The sequence below is a fragment of the Novosphingobium mangrovi genome, assembly GCF_022818885.1.
GTDB classification, from domain to species: domain Bacteria; phylum Pseudomonadota; class Alphaproteobacteria; order Sphingomonadales; family Sphingomonadaceae; genus Novosphingobium; species Novosphingobium mangrovi.
This window is the reverse complement of sequence record NZ_JALHAT010000030.1, coordinates 21,821-42,765: the sequence shown is the minus strand read 5'-3', so window position 1 is coordinate 42,765 and position 20,945 is coordinate 21,821. Positions and strand designations below refer to the sequence as shown.

Here is a 20,945-nt window from a genome sequence, read left to right as displayed (position 1 = left end):
GGGGCGCAGCGTAGTGACGGACATCGGGGCAGGGCGAGGCCGCCCACCCGTGCGAGAACATTGCGCCGGGCGCATGCGAGGCGTCCTGGCCCGCGCTCCGTTTGCACAGCCTATCTGGAGTACATGATTTGAAAGCCAGCCTCCCCACCGCACGCCGCACGCCGACGCGCCGCGTGCTCGGGCGTCTTCTCCTGATGGCGACCTGCCTGGTTCCGGCGGGCGCTCTTGTCGTGGGTGGCATGGCGAACCGGGCCGAGGCGCGCGCGGCGGCAAGCACCGAGGACGAGGCGGTCACGGCCCGCGCGAAGGCGCTGCTGGCGCAGATGACGCCGGAGGAAAAGGCTGGGCAGCTGGTCCAGTACTTCTACCTTGGCGAAGCGTCGGCGACCTCGTCCGAAGCGATGACGAGCGCGATCAGCGTGGAAGATGCCGTGGCGCGCGGCGAGGTGGGCTCGCTCCTGCTGATGACCGACCCGGTCGAGATCAACCGCCTGCAGAAGATCGCGGTCGAGAAGACGCGTCTCGGCATTCCGCTGCTGTTCGGCTTCGACGTGATCCATGGTTTCCGCACGATCATGCCGGTGCCCCTCGCAATGGCCGCGTCCTGGGATCCGTCCGTGGCCGAGAAGGGTCAGGCGGTCGCAGCGGCCGAAGCGCGCGCGGCGGGCGTCAACTGGACCTTCGCGCCGATGGTCGACATCGCGCGTGACGCGCGCTGGGGCCGTATCGTCGAGGGCGCGGGCGAAGACCCGGTGCTGGGCGCGGCGATGGCGGCCGCACAGGTGCGCGGCTTCCAGGGCGAGAAGATCGGCACGCCGGGGCGCATTCTGGCTGGTCCCAAGCACTTTGCCGGTTACGGCGCGTCGCTTGGCGGACGTGACTACGACGAGGTCGACCTCTCCGACAGCGAGCTGCGCAACGTCTACTTCCCGCCCTTCAAGGCGGCTATCGATGCGGGCGCGGGCAATATCATGGCGGCCTACATGCAGCTCAACGGCGTGCCCGCGACGACCAGTTCGTGGCTGCTGAACGAGGTTCTGCGCAAGGAATGGGGCTTTGACGGCTTCGTCGTCTCCGATGCCAACAACGTGTCCTCGCTCGTGCGCCAGGGCGCTGCGGCGAACCCGGAAGAGGCCGCGGTTCGCGCGATCCGTTCGGGGCTCGACCTGTCGATGGAGATGCCGGCCAAGAACAGCCCGATGCTCTCGCTCGCGCAGTCGCTGAAGGACGGCACGCTCGATGCAAAGACGCTCGACACGGCCGTGCTGCGCCTGCTCGAGGCCAAGGTCCGTCTCGGCCTGTTCGAACAGCCCTACGCGGATCCTGCGAAGGCAAAATCCGTGGCCGCCAAGGCCGAGCATCGCGACATTGCGCGCATGGCCGCCGAGCGCGCCGCCGTCCTCCTGGAAAACAGCAAGGGCGTGCTTCCGCTCGACACCAGCAAGACCCAGTCGATTGCGCTGATCGGTCCCTTCGCGAATGCGCCCCATGACCAGCTTGGCCCCTGGGTGTTCCCCGGCCCCAAGCCCGTCGGCGTCAGCGTTCTGGAGGGGCTCAAGGCCAAGCTGGGCGATACGGTCAAGGTGACCTACGCGCCGGGCGTGCCGATCCCCAAGCGCATCAATCGCTCCTTCTTCGACGACATCAACCCGCCCGTGGACCTGCCCGAGTTTGCTGAGGCCGATGAGGCGAAGACGGCGGCGGAGTTCGACCGCGCAGTGGCCGCGGCCAAGGATGCAGACGTTGCCGTCCTGGTCCTGGGCGAAGCACAGAACATGGCAGGGGAAGCTGCCTCGCGTGCCTCCTTTGAACTGCCCGGCCACCAGCAGCGCCTGCTGGAAGAGGTCATCGCGACGGGCAAGCCGGTCGTCGTCGTCCTGATGAACGCGCGTCCGATCAACCTGCAGGGTGCCAAGCCCGATGCCCTGCTGGAAGCGTGGTATCCCGGCTCCGAGGGCGGCCCTGCCATCGCGAACCTGCTCACCGGCGACGCGGTGCCCGGCGGCAAGCTGCCGATCAGCTGGATCCGCGACGGCTCGCAGGCGCCCTTCAGCTATGATCGCATGATTTCGCACGCTCCCTGGGGTGCGGACACGCGCTACTGGGACCAGGCGAGCAACGCCCCGCTCTACGAGTTCGGCTATGGCCTGAGCTACACGACCTTCGAGTACGGCAACCTCACCGTGGCGAAGGACACCGTGGCCAAGGGCGAGCCCGTCGAGGTGTCCTTCGATCTCACCAACACCGGTTCGCGTGCCGCGGACGAGGTGGCCCAGCTTTACATTCACCAGCGCTCGGGCACGTCCTCGCGCCCGGAACGCCAGCTCAAGAAGTTCCGCCGCATTGCGCTCCAGCCGGGTGAGACGCAGCGCGTCACCTTCACGCTGACGGCGGACGATCTGCGCTACTGGAGTTCGGTCACCAAGGACTGGATCCAGGATGCCAGTATCTTCGACGTTTGGGCAGGTGGCAGCTCCAAGGCCGATCTGGCAGGGGAGTTCACGGTTACGCCGTAAGGGCGTCGAGTTACGCGACCCCGGTCCCTCGTGGGCCGGGTGGAACGTCCGCCGGGCATGGTCTCATGGGGGTGAGGCCTTGGTGTCAGGCGGATCGCGACGCGGCCAGGGGGCGGGGGGATTGCCCCCTGGTCGCGCTTTATTCCCGAAAGGCGGGGCCTTCGGGATATGTCGGAGGGAATGAGTGCCCGGCCTCTGGCCAGGCCCTCGATCAGGCCGCGACGCGCCGCAGTTCGGCAAGGCGTGCGGCAATATGCTCCTGCTCGCGCTGCATCGCGCCGGTATTGCGATCGTTGAAGGCGTCGAGCATGCGCGCGATGCTGGGCTCCAGCTGCTGCCAGGCCGCCTGTGGCAGGCGCGATTGCAGTTTTATCCAGGCATCGTGGATATCCATGACATCCGGCCGGGCAATCGTGTTGGTCGTGCTGGCGGCAAGCCGAACGGCGGCCTCGAGGTCGAGGACATCCTCAAAAGTTTCGCCACTGAGTTGGTAATCTGTTGGAATCTGCATGACTTTCCGAAATGGGGCGGCTGGGGTCAGCCCTTCGGTCTTGGATAGGAACATGCACCTGCCTTTGTAAAATGAACGTCGGTTCATAACGGAGGCGATCCGATTTGGTTCCCGCTTCGCGTCTTGTCGGGGACGATTCGTGCCCTTATGGCGCTTCGTTCGGCTTACCGCGCAAAGGACCTTCGATGACCGCACACGACAAGACACTCGCCCTGATGGCTCGGGGGCGCGAATTCCTCGGGACCGAGACGGCGATCCTGTGCGGCGCCATGTCGTGGGTGTCCGAGCGTAACCTCGTTGCCGCGATCAGCAATGCGGGCGGCTTTGGCGTGATCGCCTGCGGGGCGATGACCCCCGAACTGCTCGATGCCGAGATCGCAGCTACCAAGACGCTGACACAAAAGCCTTTCGGCGTGAACCTTATCACCATGCACCCCCAGCTCTTCGAGCTGATCGCGATCTGCGCGCAGCACGGTGTGGGTCATGTCGTGCTGGCCGGAGGCATTCCGCCCAAGGGCAGTGTCGAGGCGATCAAGGAGGCCGGTGCCAAGGTGATCTGCTTCGCCCCTACGCTGGCGCTGGGCAAGAAGCTGCTGCGTTCGGGCGCCGACGCGCTCGTGATCGAGGGCAACGAGGCGGGCGGCCACATCGGTCCGGTTTCCACCTCCGTTCTGGCGCAGGAAATCCTGCCGACGCTGGCCGAGGACAACATCGTCTTCGTGGCAGGTGGTATCGGCCGCGGCGAGGCCATGGCAGGCTACCTCGAAATGGGCGCTTCGGGCGTGCAGCTGGGTACGCGCTTTGCCTGTGCCAGCGAATCCATCGCGCACCCCGATTTCAAGAAGATGTTCTTCCGTGCCTCGGCGCGCGATGCCATCGCCTCGGTCCAGGTCGACCCACGCCTGCCGGTGATCCCCGTCCGCGCGCTGCGCAACAAGGGCACCGAGGAGTTCACCGCCAAGCAGATCGAAGTCGCCAAGAAGCTCGATGCGGGCGAACTGGACATGGGCGAGGCGCAGCTGGCGATCGAACACTTCTGGGCCGGCGCCCTTCGCCGCGCGGTCATCGACGGCGATGTCGAGGGCGGCTCGGTCATGGCGGGCCAGTCGGTCGGCATGGTCAAGGCCGAGGAGCCGGTGGCCGAGATCATCGCGGCGCTCCTGGTCGAGAGCGAGGCTGCGCTGACCAAGCGTTCGGCCGCCTGAGCGCCCAACCCGTGCCCCTGGCTGTGCCCGGCACCTGCCGGGAAGGCTGCGGGACGCCACATTTTTACAGGTGATCAAGGCCGTCCCGGGCTCGACATCCGGGGCGGCCTATCGCATTCTGAACAGACAGGAATTCATGTTGCCGTTCGATGCGGGCAAGGGCGCGTGCCAGATGTGTGTCAGCCCTTGCCATCCCCCCGCTCGGTCGGTTCCTGGAACATGCTCAAGACGAGGAAATAGAAATAGTGTCGCAGCCCCTCATTCTCGCGCTGTCGTGTGCGGACAGGCCCGGTATCGTCGCGCGCGTAACCGGCTATCTCGCGCAGTGCGGGTGCAACATCGTCGAGGCGCAGCAGTTCGATGACCTGCTCGAAAACAAGTTCTTCATGCGCGTGGCCTTTGATCCGGGCACGACCGACCGCGAAGAGATCCGCGAGGGCTTCGGGCCCATCGCGCTGGAATACGGCATGGCCTGGACGATGCAGCGCCGCGACCGTGCGCGCCGCGTCCTGCTCATGGTCAGCAAGTTCGACCATTGCCTCGCCGATCTGCTCTATCGCCAGCGCATCGGCGAGATCAACATGGACATCGTGGGCGTGGTCTCGAACCACCCGCGCGAGGCGGTGACGACGCACCTGCTCGACGGCATCCCCTTCCACCACCTCCCGATCACCAAGGAGACCAAGCCCGAGCAGGAAGCCAAGCTGCGTGCGCTGGTCGAGGAAACCCGTGCCGAGCTGGTCGTGCTGGCCCGCTACATGCAGGTCCTTTCGGACGACATGACCCGCTATCTTTCGGGCCGCTGCATCAATATTCACCACTCGTTCCTGCCCGGCTTCAAGGGTGCCAAGCCCTACCACCAGGCTCACGCGCGGGGCGTAAAGATGATCGGGGCGACCGCGCACTATGTGACTGCGGACCTCGATGAAGGTCCGATCATCCACCAGGACGTGGAGGCCGTGACCCACGCCGCAACGCCCGAGGACATGGTGCGCAAGGGCCGCGACATCGAACGCCGCGTGCTCGCCGAAGCGGTGCGCCTGCATCTTGAAGAGCGCGTCCTTCTGAACGGTGGCCGCACGGTCGTCTTCAAGGGCTGATTGCCCAGATTTCGCGTTTCGTGAAAGGTCCGCCCCGCGCCATCCGGCATGGAGCGGGCCTTTTTGCACGAGGAGGGCAACTGTGGGCCTCGCCAGCGCGTTGCCCGCCCGATAGTCTGGTGCGAGCGCCAAGCGAGGGAGACGCGAATCCATGTGCGACGAATTCACCGAGGCTGACGATGCGACGCGCCGCGAAGGCGGGCTCAACCGCCGCCAGTTCGCGGCGCTGGGCGCCGGAGCCGCGCTCGTCGGCTGTGCGGGCAAAGCGGGAAGTGCCGGCGAAGAGGGCTCGGACCTGCGCGAGCGGATGGTCTCGATCACCACCGAGGATGGCGTGTGCGATGCTTTTTTTGTCCACCCCTCGACCGGGCAGCATCCCGGTATCGTGATGTGGCCGGACATCGCAGGCCTGCGCGATGCCAAGAAGATCATGGCCCGGGCGCTGGCTGCAGAAGGCTACGCGGTCCTTGTCGTCAACCAGTACTACCGCTCCAGCCCCGCGCCGGTTCTGACCAGTTTTTCCGACTGGCGTACCGAGGAGGGCAAGGCGAAGATCGCCCCCATGCGTGAAGCGCTGAGCCCCGAAGCGGTGACCCGCGACGGCGCGGCCTTCGTCGCGTTCCTCGACGCGCGCGAGGAAGTCGATACCTCTCGCAAGATCGGCTCGAACGGCTATTGCATGGGCGGGCCTTTCACCGTGCGCACGGCCATTGCCGCACCCGAACGGGTGGGGGCGGCCGCCTCGTTCCACGGGGCGGGGCTGGTGACAGGGGAGCCCGACAGTCCCGACGCGCTGCTGGACGAAACCAAGGCATCCTATCTCTTCGCGATCGCGCGCAACGACGATGCGCGCCAGCCCGAGCAGAAGACGAAGCTGCGCGAAGCGGCCGCCAGCGCAGGCCGCGAAGCCGAGATCGAGGTCTACGACGCGGACCATGGCTGGTGCGTCCCCGATTCCCCGGCGTGGGATCCCGAAGAGGCCGACCGCGCGTGGAAGCGCATGATGGTGCTGTTCGCCAGCCTCTAGGCGAACTTGGCATTTGCGCCGCGATGCCCATATCGCGTGCCTGAGACAGCGGAGAAGCCGATGACCGACGACAAGCTTGCCATGACCGAAGCCGAATGGCGCGAGAAGCTCACGCCCGAGCAGTACCATGTGCTGCGCGAGGCCGGAACTGAGCGCGCCTTTACCGGCAAGTACGACAAGAATTACGCCGACGGCACCTACTTCTGCGCCGGGTGCGGCGCGCCGCTCTTCACCAACGAGGCCAAGTACAACTCGGGCTGTGGATGGCCTGCCTATACCGCCCCGGTCGAGGAAGATGCGGTGGAAACGCGGCGCGACATGTCGCACGGGATGGTGCGCGTGGAAGTGCTGTGCGCGCGTTGCGAAGGACATCTGGGTCACGTCTTTCCCGATGGCCCTGGCCCGACGGGCCTGCGCTATTGCATCAACAGCGCCTCGCTCGATTTCGAGCCGGAGGACGGTGAGTAGGGGGGGTAGGAAAAGTGATCTCCGAGGGCCATCGTCCTCGGGCACCCCGAACTGTCGACCTCACCTTCTGCGCGCCGCCTTGGCTGGGAAGGGTGAGGTCGCCGATTTTGGGGTCAAGGAGTGATGACCCCTTGAATCCTTTTCTTGGCGTCTGTGTTCCGGGGTATCTCGGCCCCCTCGATGAAGTGTTGAACACGCTCGCCGGGCGCTGTTAACGGCAGGTTACAATTCCTTCTGCAAGGTGTAGGGCGTCGAACGGACAATCGTCGTCCGCAAGAGGGAATTCCAGTACTCCGATGGCCAAGAAACCCGGCCGGCGCCCCGCATCCGGCGCGTCCCCCCGCAAGAAGTCGCCGTCCAAGCCGCCGCTGGCGCGTCGCATCGTGCGCGGCGTTCTCATCTGGGGCACGGCGCTGGCGCTACTCGGCGCGATCTTCCTTGGCACGGCGGTGTTCTTCACCATGCGCGAGCTGCCGGGGATGACCTCGCTCAAGAGCAGCCAGAACGGGCAGATGATCGTCGTGCGGGCGAACGATGGCTCCGAACTCGTCTCGCTGGGCCCCAGCTACGGCAAGTGGCTGAGTTACGACCAGATTCCCAAGGTGATGAAGGACGCCATCGTCTCCACCGAGGACCGGCGTTTCCGTGACCACATCGGCGTCGATCCGGTGGCGCTGGCGCGCATCTTCAAGGTGCGCGTGGAGCGCGGGCACTTCCGCGAAGGCGCCTCCACGATCACCCAGCAGTTGGCGCGCAACATCTTCCTCAACAACGCCCGCACCTTCGGGCGCAAGGGCCGGGAGATGATCCTCGCGCTCGCCATGGAGCGCAAGTTCAGCAAGGACCAGATCCTCGAGCTCTATCTCAACAAGGTCTACTTTGGCGGCGGTGCCTATGGCATCGACGCGGCGAGCCGCAAGTTCTTCGGCCACCCCGCGACCGAGCTCTCGACCGGCGAGGCGGCGATCATCGCAGGCCTGGTGAAGGCGCCGTCCCACTATTCCCCGACCGCCGACGTAGAAGCCTCGATCGGGCGCGGCAAGGTCGTGCTCGGCCTCATGGCGGAAACCGGCGCGATTTCGCAGGTCGAGGCCAATTCGATCGATCTCACCCAGATCGAGATGGCGGTCGATGCCGGGCAGAACTCGGTGCGCTACTTCACCGACTGGGCGCTGCCCCAGCTCGACATGCTGCTGCCCGAGACCAGCGAGCCGATCGAGGTGTGGACCACGCTCGACCCCAAGATGCAGGAGGCGGCGACCAAGGCGGTCGACGCCAACGCGCCCGAGGGCGCGCAGGGGGCGCTCGTCAGCCTGGACCGCGATGGCGGTGTGCTCGCCATGGTCGGGGGCACCGATTACGTCACCTCGAACTACAACCGCGCGACGAGCGCAGTGCGCCAGCCCGGTTCGGCCTGGAAGCTGTTCGTCTACATGGCTGCGCTGGAGGCGGGCTACACACCCGATGACACCGTGGTCGACGAGCCGGTCACCATCGATGGCTGGAGCCCGCAGAACGCCAACCGCAAGTATTCGGGTGAGATCGACGTTCGCACCGCCTTTGCCTATTCCAAGAACACCATTGCGGCCAAGCTGGGCTCGGAAGTGGGCTTCGGAACGGTGGCCAGCATGGCACGCCGCTTTGGCATCTCGACGCCGGTCTCCACCAACCCCTCGATGGTGCTGGGGACCTCGGAAGTGCGTGTGATCGACATGACGCAGGCCTTTGCCGCGGTTTCTGCTGGCGGGACGTCGGTCGAACCCTTCGGCATCCGCAAGGTCACGACGACCACCGGTGAGGTGCTGTACGAGCACAAGTCGGTCCAGGGCCAGATGCTGGTCCCGCCCTATGTGGCCGCGGGCATCACCGATCTTCTTCAGACGACGGTGGCGACCGGCACCGGCCGTGCGGCGCAGATCGGACGCCCGGTCGCGGGCAAGACGGGTACGACGTCCTCCAACAAGGACGGCTGGTTCCTGGGCTTTTCGAGCGGGATCACGACAGGCGTGTGGATGGGCCGCGACGATGCCAAGCGCGTGGCGGGCCTGTCGGGCGGACACGCGCCCGCCCGCGCCTTCCATGACTACATGGCGGTCGCGGTAAAGGGCCGTCCGGTCGAGCAGTTCGAGACCGAGCTCAAGTTGCCCGAATGGCAGCTGGAGCCCGACGACGAATACCTCCAGGGTGATCCGGACGAGTACTATTACGTCGATGAGTACGGCAACGTCGTCTACCCCGACGCGCAGGGCCCTGGTGCGAACGGCGATGAGCCGCTCTACGAGGACGGTTCGAGTGTTGGCGATCCGGCCTATGGGCCAGGACCTGCTCCGGCTTATGCCCCGGCGCCCGCTCCGCAGGGACCCGCGGCGGCAACCGATGATTTCCTCAACCGCGCAACCGGCCGTCAGCCCAGTGGGCCTCCTCCTGTCAACGTGACGCGCGGGCAGGGCAGTCCGCGTCCGCTGCGAACACCGCCGCCTCCGGCGCCCGCAGCGCCGGGGCAGGTACCTTATTAGCGATGTTCAGGAGCGGGGGTGGACCGGACAGGATCCGCCCCCGTTGCCGTTCAGAAGCTGTCCCGGTCGAGCTCGGGAAGGTCGAGCGCGGCGCATAGAGCCGCGCGCGCGGCGATGCACTGGGCCCAGAGTTCGGGTCTGGCGAGGTCGTCAGGCGCGATCGTCTCGGGCCAGTGGGCCTCGACCACGGCGGCGATGGCGTCGAGCTTCTCGGGCGTCGCAAGAAAGCGAGGGTCCACGTCGGCCGGATCGGCGACCACGCGCAGGCGCAGGCAGGCAGGGCCGCCGCCGTTCGCCATGGATTCGCGCAGATCATGCACGAAGAGCTGGCGGATTAGACCATTGCCCGCGACATGGGTCTCCAGCCAGTTCCAGACCGCAGGCGTCTCACGCGCTTCGCCGGGGAGCACCAGCGCCGCCTCGCCCGACGGCAGCGTCACCAACTGGGCGTTGAACAGGTAGGACGTGATCGCATCGGCAAGGCTGACCGCGTGGGCGGGCACTTCGACAATCTCGATCTCGGGCAGCTTGGCACGTAGCTCGGCATAGAGTGCGTCCTTGTCGGCAAAGGCTTGCTCGTGCGTGAAGAGCACGCGCTCGTTGGCGACCGCGACGACGTCGTTGTGGAAGGCGCCCGCCGCGATGGCTTCAGGCGACTGGAGCGCGAAGACGGTGCGGGCGGGATCGAGCCCATGGCGCCGGGCGATGGCTTCGCTTGCTTCACGGTGCTGGCGCGCGGGGAAGGGGCCGCCGGTCTCGCCGTAGACGAAGACCTCGATGCCCGGCGCGTCATGGCGCGCGCACAGGCGCATGTGGTTCGCCGCGCCCTCGTCGCCGAACGGTGCCGGGACCGGCGCGTGAACGGCAAACGCGTCTTCATCCGCAAAGGCGAGGAGGAGCTGGGCCAGCGTCTCGCGCCATTCGTGGCTGCGGTGAGGCATGGTGACCAGATTGGCGACGGTGATGTGGCAGCGTCCGTCCGCGCAGTCCGTAGCCGGGCTGACCGTGCCCGCGTTAGCGGCCCACATCGAAGAGGCGGACAGCGCGTTGGCGCGCAGCGCGGGACTGGCCTCTTCGATGGTCGTACCCAGCTGCCTCAGCCAGCCTTCGTCGGGGCGGCGCTGGGGCAGGAACAGGCCTTGGGGGAGCCCGCGTTCAAGGTTCGCGCGCATCTTGGAAATACCCTGGAGCGCCGCCTCGCGCGGGCGAGCGATCTTGCCGGTGTTCCTGGCCGAGGCGAGATTGCCGAGGCTGAGGCCGGCGTAGTTGTGGCTGGGGCCGACGATGCCGTCGAAGTTGATTTCGGTGATCATGGTGGGCGGCTTCCTCAGACGGGCGCGATGGTGACGGTGTCGCCGGGGGCGACCTGCAGGAGCGCGGCGCTCTCCGCATCGAGCGTGATCGCGCCGCTGCCAGCCTCGTCGACCTGGGCAAGGCAGGCCCTGAAATCGGCGAGCTTGCCGCACGAGACGATGTGGCTGGGCGGATCCTCACTGGCCGCGCTCAGGCTGGCGATGCGCACGTCCTGAGCGTCCTGGATGGTACGGATGCGGTCAGTCTCGGCCATCATCGAGGGGCCTCCGTCGAAGATGTCGACATAGTTCTGGAAGGCGAAGCCCTCGCTCTCCAGCATGCGCTTGGCGGGGCGTCCGGAATAGTGCGGCTGGCCCATGACCTGCCGCGCAGCCTCGGAGAGGAGCGCGGTGTAGATCGGGTGCTTGGGCATGAGATCGGCGATGAACTGGTGGCCATGGCGGGCGTTGAACTCGTCCGCGTCGCGAAAGGACATGTCGAAGAAGCGCCCGGCCAGCCCGTCCCAGAAGGGCGAGTTGCCCGCATCGTCGATGGCGCCGCGCAGTTCGGCCAGCGTGCGGTCGGCAAAGCGTGCGCGGTGCCCGCGCATGAACAGGTAACGGCTGCGTGCGAGCAGTTTGCCTACTCCGCTCGCGCGTTCACCGGCATCGAGGAACAGCCCGCCGACCTCGCTCGAACCGTCCAGATCGGTGCACAGCGTCAGCATCTCGGCGCGGAAAGTTCGGTCGAGCTCCTTGGAGTGCTGGGTAATGCGCCCGATGCGGTAGGAGTAGAAGGGGTACTTGATGCCCACCTGCGAGAAGATCTGGCAGGTCCCGGCAATGCGCCCGGTCTCGGTGTTTTCCAGGATGAAGAGGAAGAGATCGTCGCCGAGGACCTCTTCGGTGCGGGCGAAGGAGGCGGCGGCGGTCTGCAGCTTGGTGCGCAGGGTGGGGCGGTCGGGCGGCAGATTGGTGAAGCCACCGCCCGTCGACTTGGCCATGCGGTAGAGCGCTTCGAGGTCCTTTTCGCGGGCAGGGCGCAGAAGGAAGGTCATGCAGGCAGGCCTTTGTGGTCAATGCGGTGGAGAACGAGCGCGGTCAGCTGCGCGCGGGGGGCAAGCGAAGAGGCGAGCATGAACTCGTCGGGCGAATGGATCGCGCCGCCCAGTACGCCCATGGTGTCGAGGACAGGAACGCCGGTCGCCGCGATGTTGTTGCCATCGCACACCCCGCCTGTGTCCTTCCAGCTCATCGCCTGGCCCAGATCCGAGGCGGCCTTCGAGACGACGCCGTAGAGTGCATCGGTCCGGTTCGAGATCGGCTTGGGCGGGCGCGAGACGCCGCCGTGGACGTGGATCGCGACTTCGTGGAGGCGGGTGACCTCGGCAATCGCGGCCTCGACCAGCGCTTCGGCGGCTTCGGCCAGTTCGGGCGTGCGCGGGCGCAGGTTGAAGTGGAGGATGGCGAGGTCGGGCACGGTGTTGTTGGGCCCGCCGCCCTCGATCCGGGCGGGGTTCACCGACAGGCCGTCGCGCCGTCCCGCGGCCAGGCGCAGGGCCAGGTCGCTCGCAGCAAGGATCGCGTTGCGGCCGTCCTCCGGGTTGCGCCCAGCATGGGCCGAGCGGCCGTGGATCACCACCGCGTAATTCCCCGAGCCGGGCCGGGCGCGGGCCATCGAGCCATCGGGAAGCGCGGGCTCGTAGGTGAGGGCAAAGAGCTTGTCCTTCGCAAGCCGTGCGATGAGGGCGTTCGAAGAGAGCGAGCCTGTCTCCTCGTCGGCGTTGATCATCACGTCATAGCCCAGCGTGGGTTGGGCCTTCTCGTAGGCTAGAAGCCCTTCGAGCATGAGCGCAAGGCCACCCTTCATGTCCGCTGTACCGGGGCCATGCAGGGTATCGCTATCCAGCCAGTCGCAGGTCTGGAAGGGGTGCTCCCTCGCATAGACGGTGTCCATGTGGCCGGTCAGGATCACGCGCCGTGCCGCCTCGGGCCGGACCGAGAGAACCAGGTGGCGCCCGTGGGGCTGGGCCTGCGGCTTGCCTCCGCTGTCCACCTTCTCGACCGCGGTCGGTTCTACCAGTGAGACCTCGCCCGGCAGCTGCGCGAAGGCATCGCCGAGCTTCTGCGCCATGGTGGCGAGGCCGTCCAGGTTGGCTGTGCCGCTGTTCACGCCCGCCCAATCGAGCGTGCGCGCCTCGATCGGCGCGCGTTCGATGGGCGCGATCAGCGCCTGTTCCTCTTGGGTCAGTCCGGTCATCCGGCGCGGTCCTTTCCCTGTTTGATCATTTTTCGAGTACGAAACATAATTATAACGGGAGGGCAAGCGCGGGGTTCCGGCTCAGGTGTGAGAGTGCTTAGCCATGGGCACCGAACTCGTTGGCGATGGCCGTGGTGATGCGAAGCCCCAGTGCATGGCTGCGCTCGATCGGCTGGATGTAGTCCTCGTGGATCTGGCCATAGCCTGCCGCGCTGCCATCGGGGTATTCGCTGGGCTCGTCGATCTCGAAGTCCTGGATCGAGGGGAAATGGATCGGGAAGGCCCGCCGCAGCTGCGCCAGAGCATCTTCGGTGCGCAGGGTGAAGACCATTTCCAGCACGTCGTCGCGGCTGATGTCGTTGGCGCGGGAAAAGGCGGGGACCATGACCGCGCGCAGGAACATGTGCTTCATCAAGGCGATGCGTAGGGCCTGGAGCACGCCGAGCGAGCGGCGGGTGTGCTCGCGATCGGGCAGAGGCTGTTCGTCGGGGACAAGGTCCATCAGCTTGTGCAGCTTCATCGCGTCGACCCGCAGGCGCGAGGCGAGGCGGCGAAAGACGCCGGTGCGGTCGTCCTTGGTCAGGTACTCGCCGATCTTGAGGCAGGCATCGGTGATGTACTGCTCATCGCCCCGGTACGGGCGGCTGGCCCAGTAGGCGGAGTTGAACAGTTCGCCATAGGCGCCCACCGTCTTGATCGAGGCAATGGAATCGGCCGCGCGCACAAGGCGCATGATCTGGCGGCCGCGCGCGCTGTCCTTCAGGAGCTCGGCGATCTCCTCGACATTGCCATCCGCCGCGGTGCCCACGCCCGCGATTACGTTAACCGGGTAGCCCAGCTGCTGGAGGATCGCGTTGTGCGGGATCGCGCGGATCTGGCGCAGGTTCATCGTCCGGTCCGAGGCGAGGTCGGACTGGCGGCGCGACTTGCGGCTGCCGGTGTCGTTCAGCATACCCAGGCCAAAGGCCGTGATCGCGCGGCTGTAGGTGCTCGATTCCAGGTGCGCGTGCTGCACGCTGCGGATGTTGCGGTAGAAGTCGAGGCTGAGGTCGGTCCGCCTGTAGAAGACGTCGGTCTGCGCGTCGGGGTCGGCGCCCCACAGCGGCCGCTCGGCCATGCGGGTGAGCGTTGCGAGCGCCAGCTCATCCGAGCCGAACCACAAGTAGCCATCGCCCCCTTGGAAGGAGACTTCGGGTTCCAGCTTGATCCCGGCGCGCAGGAAGCGGCGACGGGCCCAGGGCGACATCTGCCAGTCGAAACGGTCATCGACGCTGGAGGGGTGGCAGCCCCGGCCCATCGATTCACCGCCTGTGTTGAAGATGAGCGCGGCCACGTCGGTCATGGCGTTGGCCGCCATGGCTTCGGCAAGGCGTCCCTGCAGACGCTCGATGGCAAGCGCGGCAGGGATCTGCCCGACGAAGCGGCCCGCGTCGGAAAAGCCGGTCTGGATGCAGACCCGGCCGCGCAGGCGCGCGTAGTCGCGGAAGGCCGGTTCGGCGAGGACGGCGTCGAGGAAGCGGCCGCCATGTTCGAGCGCGGTCTCGGTCTCGAACAGGGGCGAGACATCGACCATGTCCTCTATCCCGAACTTGCGCGCGAAATAGAGTGCGGCGAGCACCGTGGTGGGCTGCTCGCATTCGGCCACCAGCATACGGATCGGGGAATCGGCGTCGATGTGGGCCAGGATCTGCGCCATGGCGAGGAACTGGCGCACCGCGGTACTGTTCTCGATGGCGAGGGCCGCGAAGTTGGACTTCACCGGCTTCACTTCGGCCAGCAGCTCGCGCATGCGCATGAGCGCGGCCTGGCTGGAGAGGGAGAGCTTGCCGTCGGGATCAATGCGGCGGCGGATCGCGTTCTGGAGCTGCGAGGCGTTCACGCGGAAGTGGATGCCGCCCATGCCCAGGCCATCGGCGCGCATCGCGGCGGTGACAACCAGCAGGTCGCGCGCGGTCTCCTGCCCGGCGTGGCGGGCTTCCTCTTCCAGTTCGACGATGATGCCATCGAGGCTGACGAGCTTGTCGGGATGCGCGGCGGTGAGCGCGTTGGCGGCCCTGGACAGCGCGCCGGGATCGGAGAAATCCTGCGCAAAGAGGGTGGCCATCTCGGAAGTGTGGGCGGCCGCGCGCGCCAGGCGCCCCGCGATCTCGGGTTCGAGCGCTTCGAGGCTGGCGGCATACCCTTCGAGCCGCATCGCCTTTTCCTGAAGGCGGTAGCGGATCGAGGTGTTCCACGAGATGTCGGTGCGCCCGTCCATGTCGTAGCCGACCCAGGTCGCAAAGCGGACGGGGCAGGGCTGGAGGCTTTTCCAGCGCTTGGGCCAGCGCGTTGCGGCCAGATCAAAGAGGCGCCCGGCGATGCGGTCGCGCGCCTTCTGGCCCCGCCCCAGCGCGGCCATGGCCTTGGTGTGTTCGTAGTCGAGAGTGATGGTGTCGCGGGCGGCGTCGGCCGTGCAGACGCTGGCCTGCGAGAAGTCGCCCGTCGAAGCGGAGCCGGCCACGGCTTCGGTCTGGGCCTGTGTCAGCAGGAATGTCGGGTGCGCCGTGAAGACGACGTGCCCGGCCGGGCGCTGCCAGCGCGCGGCAAAGGCAGTGAAGTCGTCCTCGCTGGCCGCGGTGTCGAGCGCGGTGTCGTTCGCTTCGGGGGTGAGCGTGCCCAGGATCCGGTCGAGCCGGGCGGCCCGGGCGCGCAGGCCCTCGCACTCCATTTCGGCGACCAGCGCCTCGATGTCGTCGAGCGACATCTCCCCGTTTTCCAGCTTGCGCGAGAGTTCGAGCCCGAGCTGGAAAACGGGGTTGTAGAGCGGCGTTTGCGCTGTGAGCTTGTGCAGTTCACGAAGGCGGGCGGTGAGGTCCTCGACGGTGGTGAGGGCGGGTCCGGTCATCGTCATGTCTCCTTCGCGAACTGCAGGCAGGTGGGGAGGAAAAGAGGTGGGATCAGGCCTTCAGGGCAGCGGCCTCGCGTGCATCGGCCTCGATCTTCGCAACGTCGGGCGCGCCCTTGGGCACCATCCAGCTGCCGCCCACGCAGATGACCGCATCGAGCGCGAGCCAGTCGGGCGCATTGGCGAGCGAGACGCCGCCGGTGGGGCAGAACTTGGCCGCCGCGAGCGGCGCCGAAATGGCTTTCAGAGCCGGGGGGCCGCCTGCCGCCATCGCCGGGAAGAACTTGAGGCGCTCAAAGCCCATATCGAGCGCGAGCATGACGTCGGTCGCATTCGACGTTCCGGGAAGCAACGGTGCGTCGGCCTTGAGCGCGGCTTCGCCAAGCTGCGGGGTAAGGCCGGGCGAGACAAGGAACTCCGCGCCCGCATCGAGCGCCTTTTCCATGTCGGTGGGGTTGAGCACGGTGCCTGCGCCCACGGTTGCGCCGGGTACGGTCTTCATCGCCTTGATGACGTCGAGCGCGCAGGGCGTGCGCAGCGTGACCTCGAGCGCGGGAAGACCGCCGGCGACGAGCGCCTCGGCGATCGGCACGGCGTGGGCCACATCCTCGATCACGAGGACGGGAACGACGGGGGCGAGGCGCATCACGGCCTCGACGCGGGCTGCATAGTCGGACATCAGGAAAGGTGCTCCCGGACATAGGCCGCGGCGGCTCCGAAGAGGCCGGGCTGGGGATGGGTGATAAGCTTGACGGGAAGGTTTGCCATCATGTTGGCAAAGCGCCCCTTGGCGCAGAACTTCTCGGAGAAGCCGGATTTGAGGATGGTCTCGCGGATGCGATAGCCAAGGCCGCCCGCGATGACGACGCCGCTGGCGCCCTGCGCCAGGGCGTAATCGCCTGCCGCCGCGCCCAGCGAAAGACAGAAGCGGTCAACCGCGGCGGCAGCCAGCGGGTCTTCCTTGGAATCGGAGGTGCCCGCCGTCCAGATCTCGATGTCGGTCTTGTCGACGTGCGGGGTCTGCTGCATCGCGGCCAGCGTCTCGTAGATATCGACGATGGCCGGGCCCGAAACCACCCGTTCGACCGAGACGCGGTTGTGGCGCTTGCGCAGCCGCGCCAGGATGGCATCGTCGATGAGGTCGAGCGGCGAGAAGTCGATGTGGCCGCCCTCGGTTGCCTGGACGTGGTAGCCCTTCACGCCGTCGCGCCAGACATGAGCCACGCCAAGGCCGGTGCCGGGCCCGAGAACGCTGAGGGTTCCGCGCGGGGGCAGGGGCGTGTCGGGACCTGCAAGGTGGACGAACTCGCTTTCCTGCGCGCAGGCGACCGCGTGGCCCACCGCCTCGAAATCGTTGACGATGGTGAAGCTGGTGGCGCCGAGGCGCTCCTCGATCATGGCCGGGCGGATGATCCAGGGGTTGTTGGTGAACTTGATCACCTCGCCCCCGACCGGTCCGGCCACCGCGAAGGAGACGGCCTTGGGGAGCGTGCCCCCGTTCATCTGGGCGAAGGCCTGCCAGGCAAGCTGGAAGCTGCCGTGGTCCTTGGTGTGAAGCGTCGCCGGTTCACCCAGAGTGATCGCGCCATCGGCATCTACGGTGGCAATGGCAAAGCGGGCATGGGTTCCGCCGATGTCGACGGAGACAAGCTGGGTCATCTCTTTCTCCGGTTGCCCGGCCATGCCGTTAGTCGGCGCAGCTTCGGGCCGTGCGATGGTCTCAGCCGCGCTCACAGGCCTGCGACCTGGAGCATGGCCGAGCCGCCCTGTTCCGCGCCGCTGGCAGAAAGGCGGAACATGGCGAAAAGCTCGCGGCCCATGCCCATCGCGGGCTTCGGGGCTTCGGCGGGCGCGCGGCTGGCAAGATCGGCGGTGGTCGAAAGTTCGCCGGTCTCGGCGCAGACCTTCACGATGTCGCCGTCCTGCAGGTAGGCGAGCGGGCCCCAGTTGCCCTCGACATCCGCGAGCGCTTCGGGGGTGACGTGGATCGCGGCGGGAACCTTGCCCGAGGCGCCGGACATGCGCCCGTCGGTCACCAGCGCAACCTTGTAGCCGCGGTCCTGCAGGATGCCGAGCGGCGGGGTCAGCTTGTGCAGTTCGGGCATGCCGTTGGCGCGCGGGCCCTGGAAACGCACGACGACGACGACGTCGCGGTCGAGCTCGCCCGCCTTGAAGGCGGCGGAAACCGCTTCCTGGGTGTCGAACACGCGGGCCGGGGCCTCGATCGTCCAGCGCTCCTTCTCGACCGCGCTGGTCTTGAAGGTAGCGCGCCCGATGTTGCCTTCGACAAGGCGCATGCCGCCATCGGGCTGGAAGGGATTGGCAACGGGGCGCAGCATGGTGTCATCGCCCGAAGTTTCGGGGGCAGGCTTCCAGGTCAGCTGGTCGCCGTCCATCGTCGGCTCGGTGGCATAGGCGCGCATGCCGCCCTCCGCGATGGTCAGGACGTCCTCGTGGGCGAGCCCTGCATCGAGCAGTTCGCGCACGACCCAGGCCATGCCGCCCGCGGCGTGGAAGTGGTTCACGTCGCCCGAGCCGTTGGGGTAGACGCGGGTGAGGAGCGGGACGGCGGAGGACAGCTCGGAGAGGTCCTGCCAGTCGACGAGGATCCCCGCCGCGCGCGCCATCGCGGGAATGTGGATGGCGTGGTTGGTCGAGCCACCCGTCGCGAGCAGGCCGACCATGGCGTTGACGATGGCCTTTTCATCGACGACTTCGGCCATCGGGCGATAGTCGTCGCCCTTGCGGCTCATCGCAGCAACGCGCTGGGTGGCCGCGCGGGTGACGGCCTGGCGCAGGGGCGTGTTGGGCGGCACGAAGGCGGCGCCCGGCATGTGCAGGCCCATCATCTCCATCATCATCTGGTTGGAGTTGGCCGTGCCATAGAAGGTGCACGTGCCCGCCGAGTGGTAGCTGGCGCTCTCACTGGCAAGCAGCTCCTCGCGGCCGACCTTGCCCTCGGCGTAGAGCTGGCGGGTCTTCTGCTTCTCCTTGTTGGAGATGCCGCTGGGCATCGGCCCTGAGGGAATGAACGCAGCCGGGAGGTGCCCGAAGCGCAGCGCCCCGATGACGAGGCCGGGGACAATCTTGTCGCAGATGCCCAGCAGGGTCATGCCGTCGAACATCGCGTGGGACAGCGCGACGGAGGTCGAGAGCGCGATGGTGTCGCGGCTGAAGAGCGAGAGCTCCATGCCATCGAAGCCTTGCGTCACGCCATCGCACATGGCCGGCACGCCGCCTGCGACCTGCGCGGTAGCGCCCACTTCACGCGCGAACAGCTTCATCTGCTCGGGGTAGCGGCCGTAGGGCTGGTGCGCGCTCAGCATGTCGTTGAAGGCGGTGACGATACCGATGTTGATCGTGCTCATCGCCGCGATGGCGCCCTTGTCCTCGCCGCTGGCGGCAAAGCCGTGGGCCAGGTTCGAGCAGGACAGGAACGAGCGGTCCGAGTGCTTCCCGGCTTCGCCGCGCACCATCTCCAGATACGCCGCGCGGCTTTCCTTCGAGCGTTCGATGATGCGGTCGGTGACGCGGTCTACCACGGGGGCGAGGTTGGTCATGGGTCTTCTCCTGATCGCGCTTCACGCCGCCTGCCCGGCCGAGCGGTGCGGCGCGTGCGCGTGCAATCTTCATGTTTCCGGCCCGAACGACGGGCCGCGAGAGGTCGCGGGACGGCCTTATTCGTGCCAGGTCACGCCGTCGCGCTCGGCAAGGGCGATGGCGGCGGACGGTCCCCAGCTTCCAGCCGTATAAGTCTTGGGCTCGATGCGGTGTTCCTCCCAGGTGGCGCGGATCGCGTCGATCCACTCCCACTGGGCCTCCACTTCGTCGCGGCGCACGAACAGGGTCTGGTCGCCCTCGATCAGGTCGAGCCAGAGGCGTTCGTAAGCGATGCGACGCTGCGGGCCGGCAAAGGCGTCGGGCATCGAGATGGCGAGCGGGATCGCGCGCAGGCCGAAGCCCTCGCGGTCGAGCCCGGGCATCTTGGCCATGAGCGAGAGCGTGATGTTCTCGTCCGGCTGGAGCGAGATGACGAGGCGGTTGGGCACGGTCCTGGCGCCCCGGCCCGTGAAGATCGAGTGCGGCACGTCGCGGAACTGGACGACGACCTCGGTCGTGCGCTTGGGCATGCGCTTGCCGGTGCGCATGTAGAAGGGCACACCCTGCCAGCGCCAGTTGTCGATATGGGCCTTGATGGCGACGAAGGTTTCGGTGTCGGAGGGCTTGCCCAGTTCCTCGTCGTAGCCGGGAACGGCTTCACCGTTGATGGCGCCCGCGCGGTACTGGCCGGTGACGGTTTCCTCGGCCTTGATCTGGCGCAGCGAGCGCAGGACCTTGACCTTCTCATCGCGCACGGTCGTCGCTTCGTAGGATACGGGCGGCTCCATCGCGACGAGCGCGAGAAGCTGGAGCATGTGGTTCTGGACCATGTCGCGCAGCGCGCCCGAATCGTCGTAGTAGCCCACGCGCGATTCCAGGCCGACGGTTTCGGAGACGGTGATCTGGACATGGTCGATGTGCGCTGCGTTCCACAGCGGTTCGAACATGAGGTTGGCAAAGCGCAGCGCGATCAGATTCTGGACGGTTTCCTTGCCCAGGTAATGGTCGATGCGGAAGATGCGGTCCTCGGGGAAGGCCGAGGCGACGGCATCGTTGATGACCTTGCTGGATTCCAGGTCGACGCCCAAGGGCTTTTCGAGCGCGATGCGCACGTTGGGTCCGGCCATGCCGTTCTGTTCCAGGCCGCGGATCGTCGGCTCGAACAGGCTGGGCGCGGTCGACAGGAAGATCGAGAGGCCCTGCCTGGGCTCGCCCACCTTGGCCGCAAGCGCCTTGTACCCTTCCGGGTCGTTGGCATCGAGCTGCTGGTAGAACAGGCGGTTGAGAAAGGTCGCCATACCGCCGCGGCGTTCGGGCGCGAGGAACTGTTCCAGCGATTCGCGTGCGAAGTTGCGGAATGCTTGGTCGTCCATCTCGGAGCGCGCGGTGCCGATGATCTGGATATCGGGATCGAGCAGCCCTTCGGCATCCAGCGCGCAGAGCGAGGGCAGGAGCATTCGACGCGAAAGGTCGCCCGTCGCGCCGAACAGGAGGAGTCGATCGGAAGTGAATTTGGTCACGTAAGCCTTTCCACCTGAGGCCGAGCTCCTCCTCCCGGCCATCGTG

At 66.9% G+C, this 20,945-nt stretch carries 15 protein-coding genes; 6 read left to right on the top strand and 9 right to left on the bottom strand.

Features of this window, described 5'->3' with window-relative positions; all coding sequences use genetic code 11:
• Positions 1-128: 128 nt before the first annotated feature.
• Complete coding sequence (locus tag MTR65_RS14810) at positions 129-2,516, top strand: glycoside hydrolase family 3 N-terminal domain-containing protein (protein WP_243801527.1); 2,388 nt, start codon at positions 129-131, stop codon at positions 2,514-2,516.
• A gap of 211 nt (positions 2,517-2,727) precedes the next feature.
• Here MTR65_RS14810 and MTR65_RS14805 read toward each other — a convergent pair whose 3' ends face one another.
• Positions 2,728-3,081: a hypothetical protein gene (locus MTR65_RS14805; RefSeq protein WP_243801525.1), complete on the bottom strand. Its 354-nt coding sequence runs from the start codon at positions 3,079-3,081 to the stop codon at positions 2,728-2,730.
• A 131-nt stretch (positions 3,082-3,212) separates the two neighbouring features.
• Here MTR65_RS14805 and MTR65_RS14800 point away from each other — a divergent pair, with 131 nt between their 5' ends.
• The 5 genes from MTR65_RS14800 (at position 3,213) to MTR65_RS14780 (ending at position 9,343) form a co-directional block, all read left to right on the top strand.
• Positions 3,213-4,232 carry an NAD(P)H-dependent flavin oxidoreductase gene (locus tag MTR65_RS14800; RefSeq protein ID WP_243801523.1) on the top strand — a complete coding sequence of 340 codons (1,020 nt, stop codon included), beginning with the start codon at positions 3,213-3,215 and terminating at the stop codon, positions 4,230-4,232.
• A 245-nt stretch (positions 4,233-4,477) separates the two neighbouring features.
• Positions 4,478-5,332, top strand: coding sequence for a formyltetrahydrofolate deformylase (gene purU, locus MTR65_RS14795; protein WP_039388211.1), 855 nt, complete (start codon positions 4,478-4,480; stop codon positions 5,330-5,332).
• 151 nt (positions 5,333-5,483) lie between these two features.
• The gene (locus MTR65_RS14790) at positions 5,484-6,359 is read left to right on the top strand and encodes a dienelactone hydrolase family protein (protein ID WP_243801520.1); all 876 of its coding nucleotides are present in this window, start codon (positions 5,484-5,486) and stop codon (positions 6,357-6,359) included.
• Between the two features lie 60 nt (positions 6,360-6,419).
• Positions 6,420-6,827 carry a peptide-methionine (R)-S-oxide reductase MsrB gene (gene msrB / locus MTR65_RS14785; RefSeq protein ID WP_243801518.1) on the top strand — a complete coding sequence of 136 codons (408 nt, stop codon included), beginning with the start codon at positions 6,420-6,422 and terminating at the stop codon, positions 6,825-6,827.
• Between the two features lie 296 nt (positions 6,828-7,123).
• Positions 7,124-9,343, top strand: coding sequence for a transglycosylase domain-containing protein (locus MTR65_RS14780; protein WP_243801516.1), 2,220 nt, complete (start codon positions 7,124-7,126; stop codon positions 9,341-9,343).
• A gap of 50 nt (positions 9,344-9,393) precedes the next feature.
• Here the strand turns inward: MTR65_RS14780 and MTR65_RS14775 are convergent, their stop codons facing one another.
• From MTR65_RS14775 to zwf, 8 genes are all read right to left on the bottom strand, one after another.
• Complete coding sequence (locus MTR65_RS14775) at positions 9,394-10,656, bottom strand: N-succinylarginine dihydrolase (protein ID WP_243801514.1); 1,263 nt, start codon at positions 10,654-10,656, stop codon at positions 9,394-9,396.
• Between the two features lie 14 nt (positions 10,657-10,670).
• On the bottom strand, positions 10,671-11,693 hold the full coding sequence (locus tag MTR65_RS14770) for an arginine N-succinyltransferase (protein WP_243801511.1): 1,023 nt from the start codon (positions 11,691-11,693) through the stop codon (positions 10,671-10,673).
• Positions 11,690-12,895, bottom strand: a complete 1,206-nt coding sequence (locus MTR65_RS14765; RefSeq protein WP_243801509.1) for a hydrolase — start codon at positions 12,893-12,895, stop codon at positions 11,690-11,692. The genes MTR65_RS14770 and MTR65_RS14765 overlap by 4 nt, the downstream gene beginning before the upstream one ends.
• 97 nt (positions 12,896-12,992) lie before the next feature.
• Positions 12,993-15,779 (bottom strand): phosphoenolpyruvate carboxylase, encoded by a 2,787-nt coding sequence (locus tag MTR65_RS14760; RefSeq protein ID WP_243801506.1) that lies wholly within the window; start codon positions 15,777-15,779, stop codon positions 12,993-12,995.
• 52 nt (positions 15,780-15,831) lie between these two features.
• On the bottom strand, positions 15,832-16,458 hold the full coding sequence (gene eda / locus MTR65_RS14755; protein WP_243801503.1) for a bifunctional 4-hydroxy-2-oxoglutarate aldolase/2-dehydro-3-deoxy-phosphogluconate aldolase: 627 nt from the start codon (positions 16,456-16,458) through the stop codon (positions 15,832-15,834).
• Positions 16,458-17,438, bottom strand: coding sequence for a glucokinase (locus MTR65_RS14750; RefSeq protein ID WP_243801501.1), 981 nt, complete (start codon positions 17,436-17,438; stop codon positions 16,458-16,460). Before MTR65_RS14750 ends, eda begins: the two co-directional genes overlap by 1 nt.
• 71 nt (positions 17,439-17,509) lie before the next feature.
• Positions 17,510-19,339: a phosphogluconate dehydratase gene (gene edd / locus MTR65_RS14745; protein ID WP_243801498.1), complete on the bottom strand. Its 1,830-nt coding sequence runs from the start codon at positions 19,337-19,339 to the stop codon at positions 17,510-17,512.
• Between the two features lie 117 nt (positions 19,340-19,456).
• Positions 19,457-20,899 (bottom strand): glucose-6-phosphate dehydrogenase, encoded by a 1,443-nt coding sequence (zwf, locus tag MTR65_RS14740; RefSeq protein ID WP_243801496.1) that lies wholly within the window; start codon positions 20,897-20,899, stop codon positions 19,457-19,459.
• Between the last annotated feature and the right edge of the window lie 46 nt (positions 20,900-20,945).

What these genes read in the sequence shown, in the direction of transcription:
- MTR65_RS14760 (WP_243801506.1), bottom strand. Translation starts at nt 15,779, where the DNA reads ATGACCGGACCCGCCCTCACCACCGTCGAGGACCTCACCGCCCGCCTT.
- MTR65_RS14790 (WP_243801520.1), top strand. Translation starts at nt 5,484, where the DNA reads ATGTGCGACGAATTCACCGAGGCTGACGATGCGACGCGCCGCGAAGGC.
- MTR65_RS14750 (WP_243801501.1), bottom strand. Translation starts at nt 17,438, where the DNA reads ATGACCCAGCTTGTCTCCGTCGACATCGGCGGAACCCATGCCCGCTTT.
- edd (WP_243801498.1), bottom strand. Translation starts at nt 19,339, where the DNA reads ATGACCAACCTCGCCCCCGTGGTAGACCGCGTCACCGACCGCATCATC.
- MTR65_RS14780 (WP_243801516.1), top strand. Translation starts at nt 7,124, where the DNA reads ATGGCCAAGAAACCCGGCCGGCGCCCCGCATCCGGCGCGTCCCCCCGC.
- MTR65_RS14765 (WP_243801509.1), bottom strand. Translation starts at nt 12,895, where the DNA reads ATGACCGGACTGACCCAAGAGGAACAGGCGCTGATCGCGCCCATCGAA.
- MTR65_RS14775 (WP_243801514.1), bottom strand. Translation starts at nt 10,656, where the DNA reads ATGATCACCGAAATCAACTTCGACGGCATCGTCGGCCCCAGCCACAAC.
- eda (WP_243801503.1), bottom strand. Translation starts at nt 16,458, where the DNA reads ATGTCCGACTATGCAGCCCGCGTCGAGGCCGTGATGCGCCTCGCCCCC.
- MTR65_RS14805 (WP_243801525.1), bottom strand. Translation starts at nt 3,081, where the DNA reads ATGTTCCTATCCAAGACCGAAGGGCTGACCCCAGCCGCCCCATTTCGG.
- MTR65_RS14800 (WP_243801523.1), top strand. Translation starts at nt 3,213, where the DNA reads ATGACCGCACACGACAAGACACTCGCCCTGATGGCTCGGGGGCGCGAA.
- msrB (WP_243801518.1), top strand. Translation starts at nt 6,420, where the DNA reads ATGACCGACGACAAGCTTGCCATGACCGAAGCCGAATGGCGCGAGAAG.
- MTR65_RS14770 (WP_243801511.1), bottom strand. Translation starts at nt 11,693, where the DNA reads ATGACCTTCCTTCTGCGCCCTGCCCGCGAAAAGGACCTCGAAGCGCTC.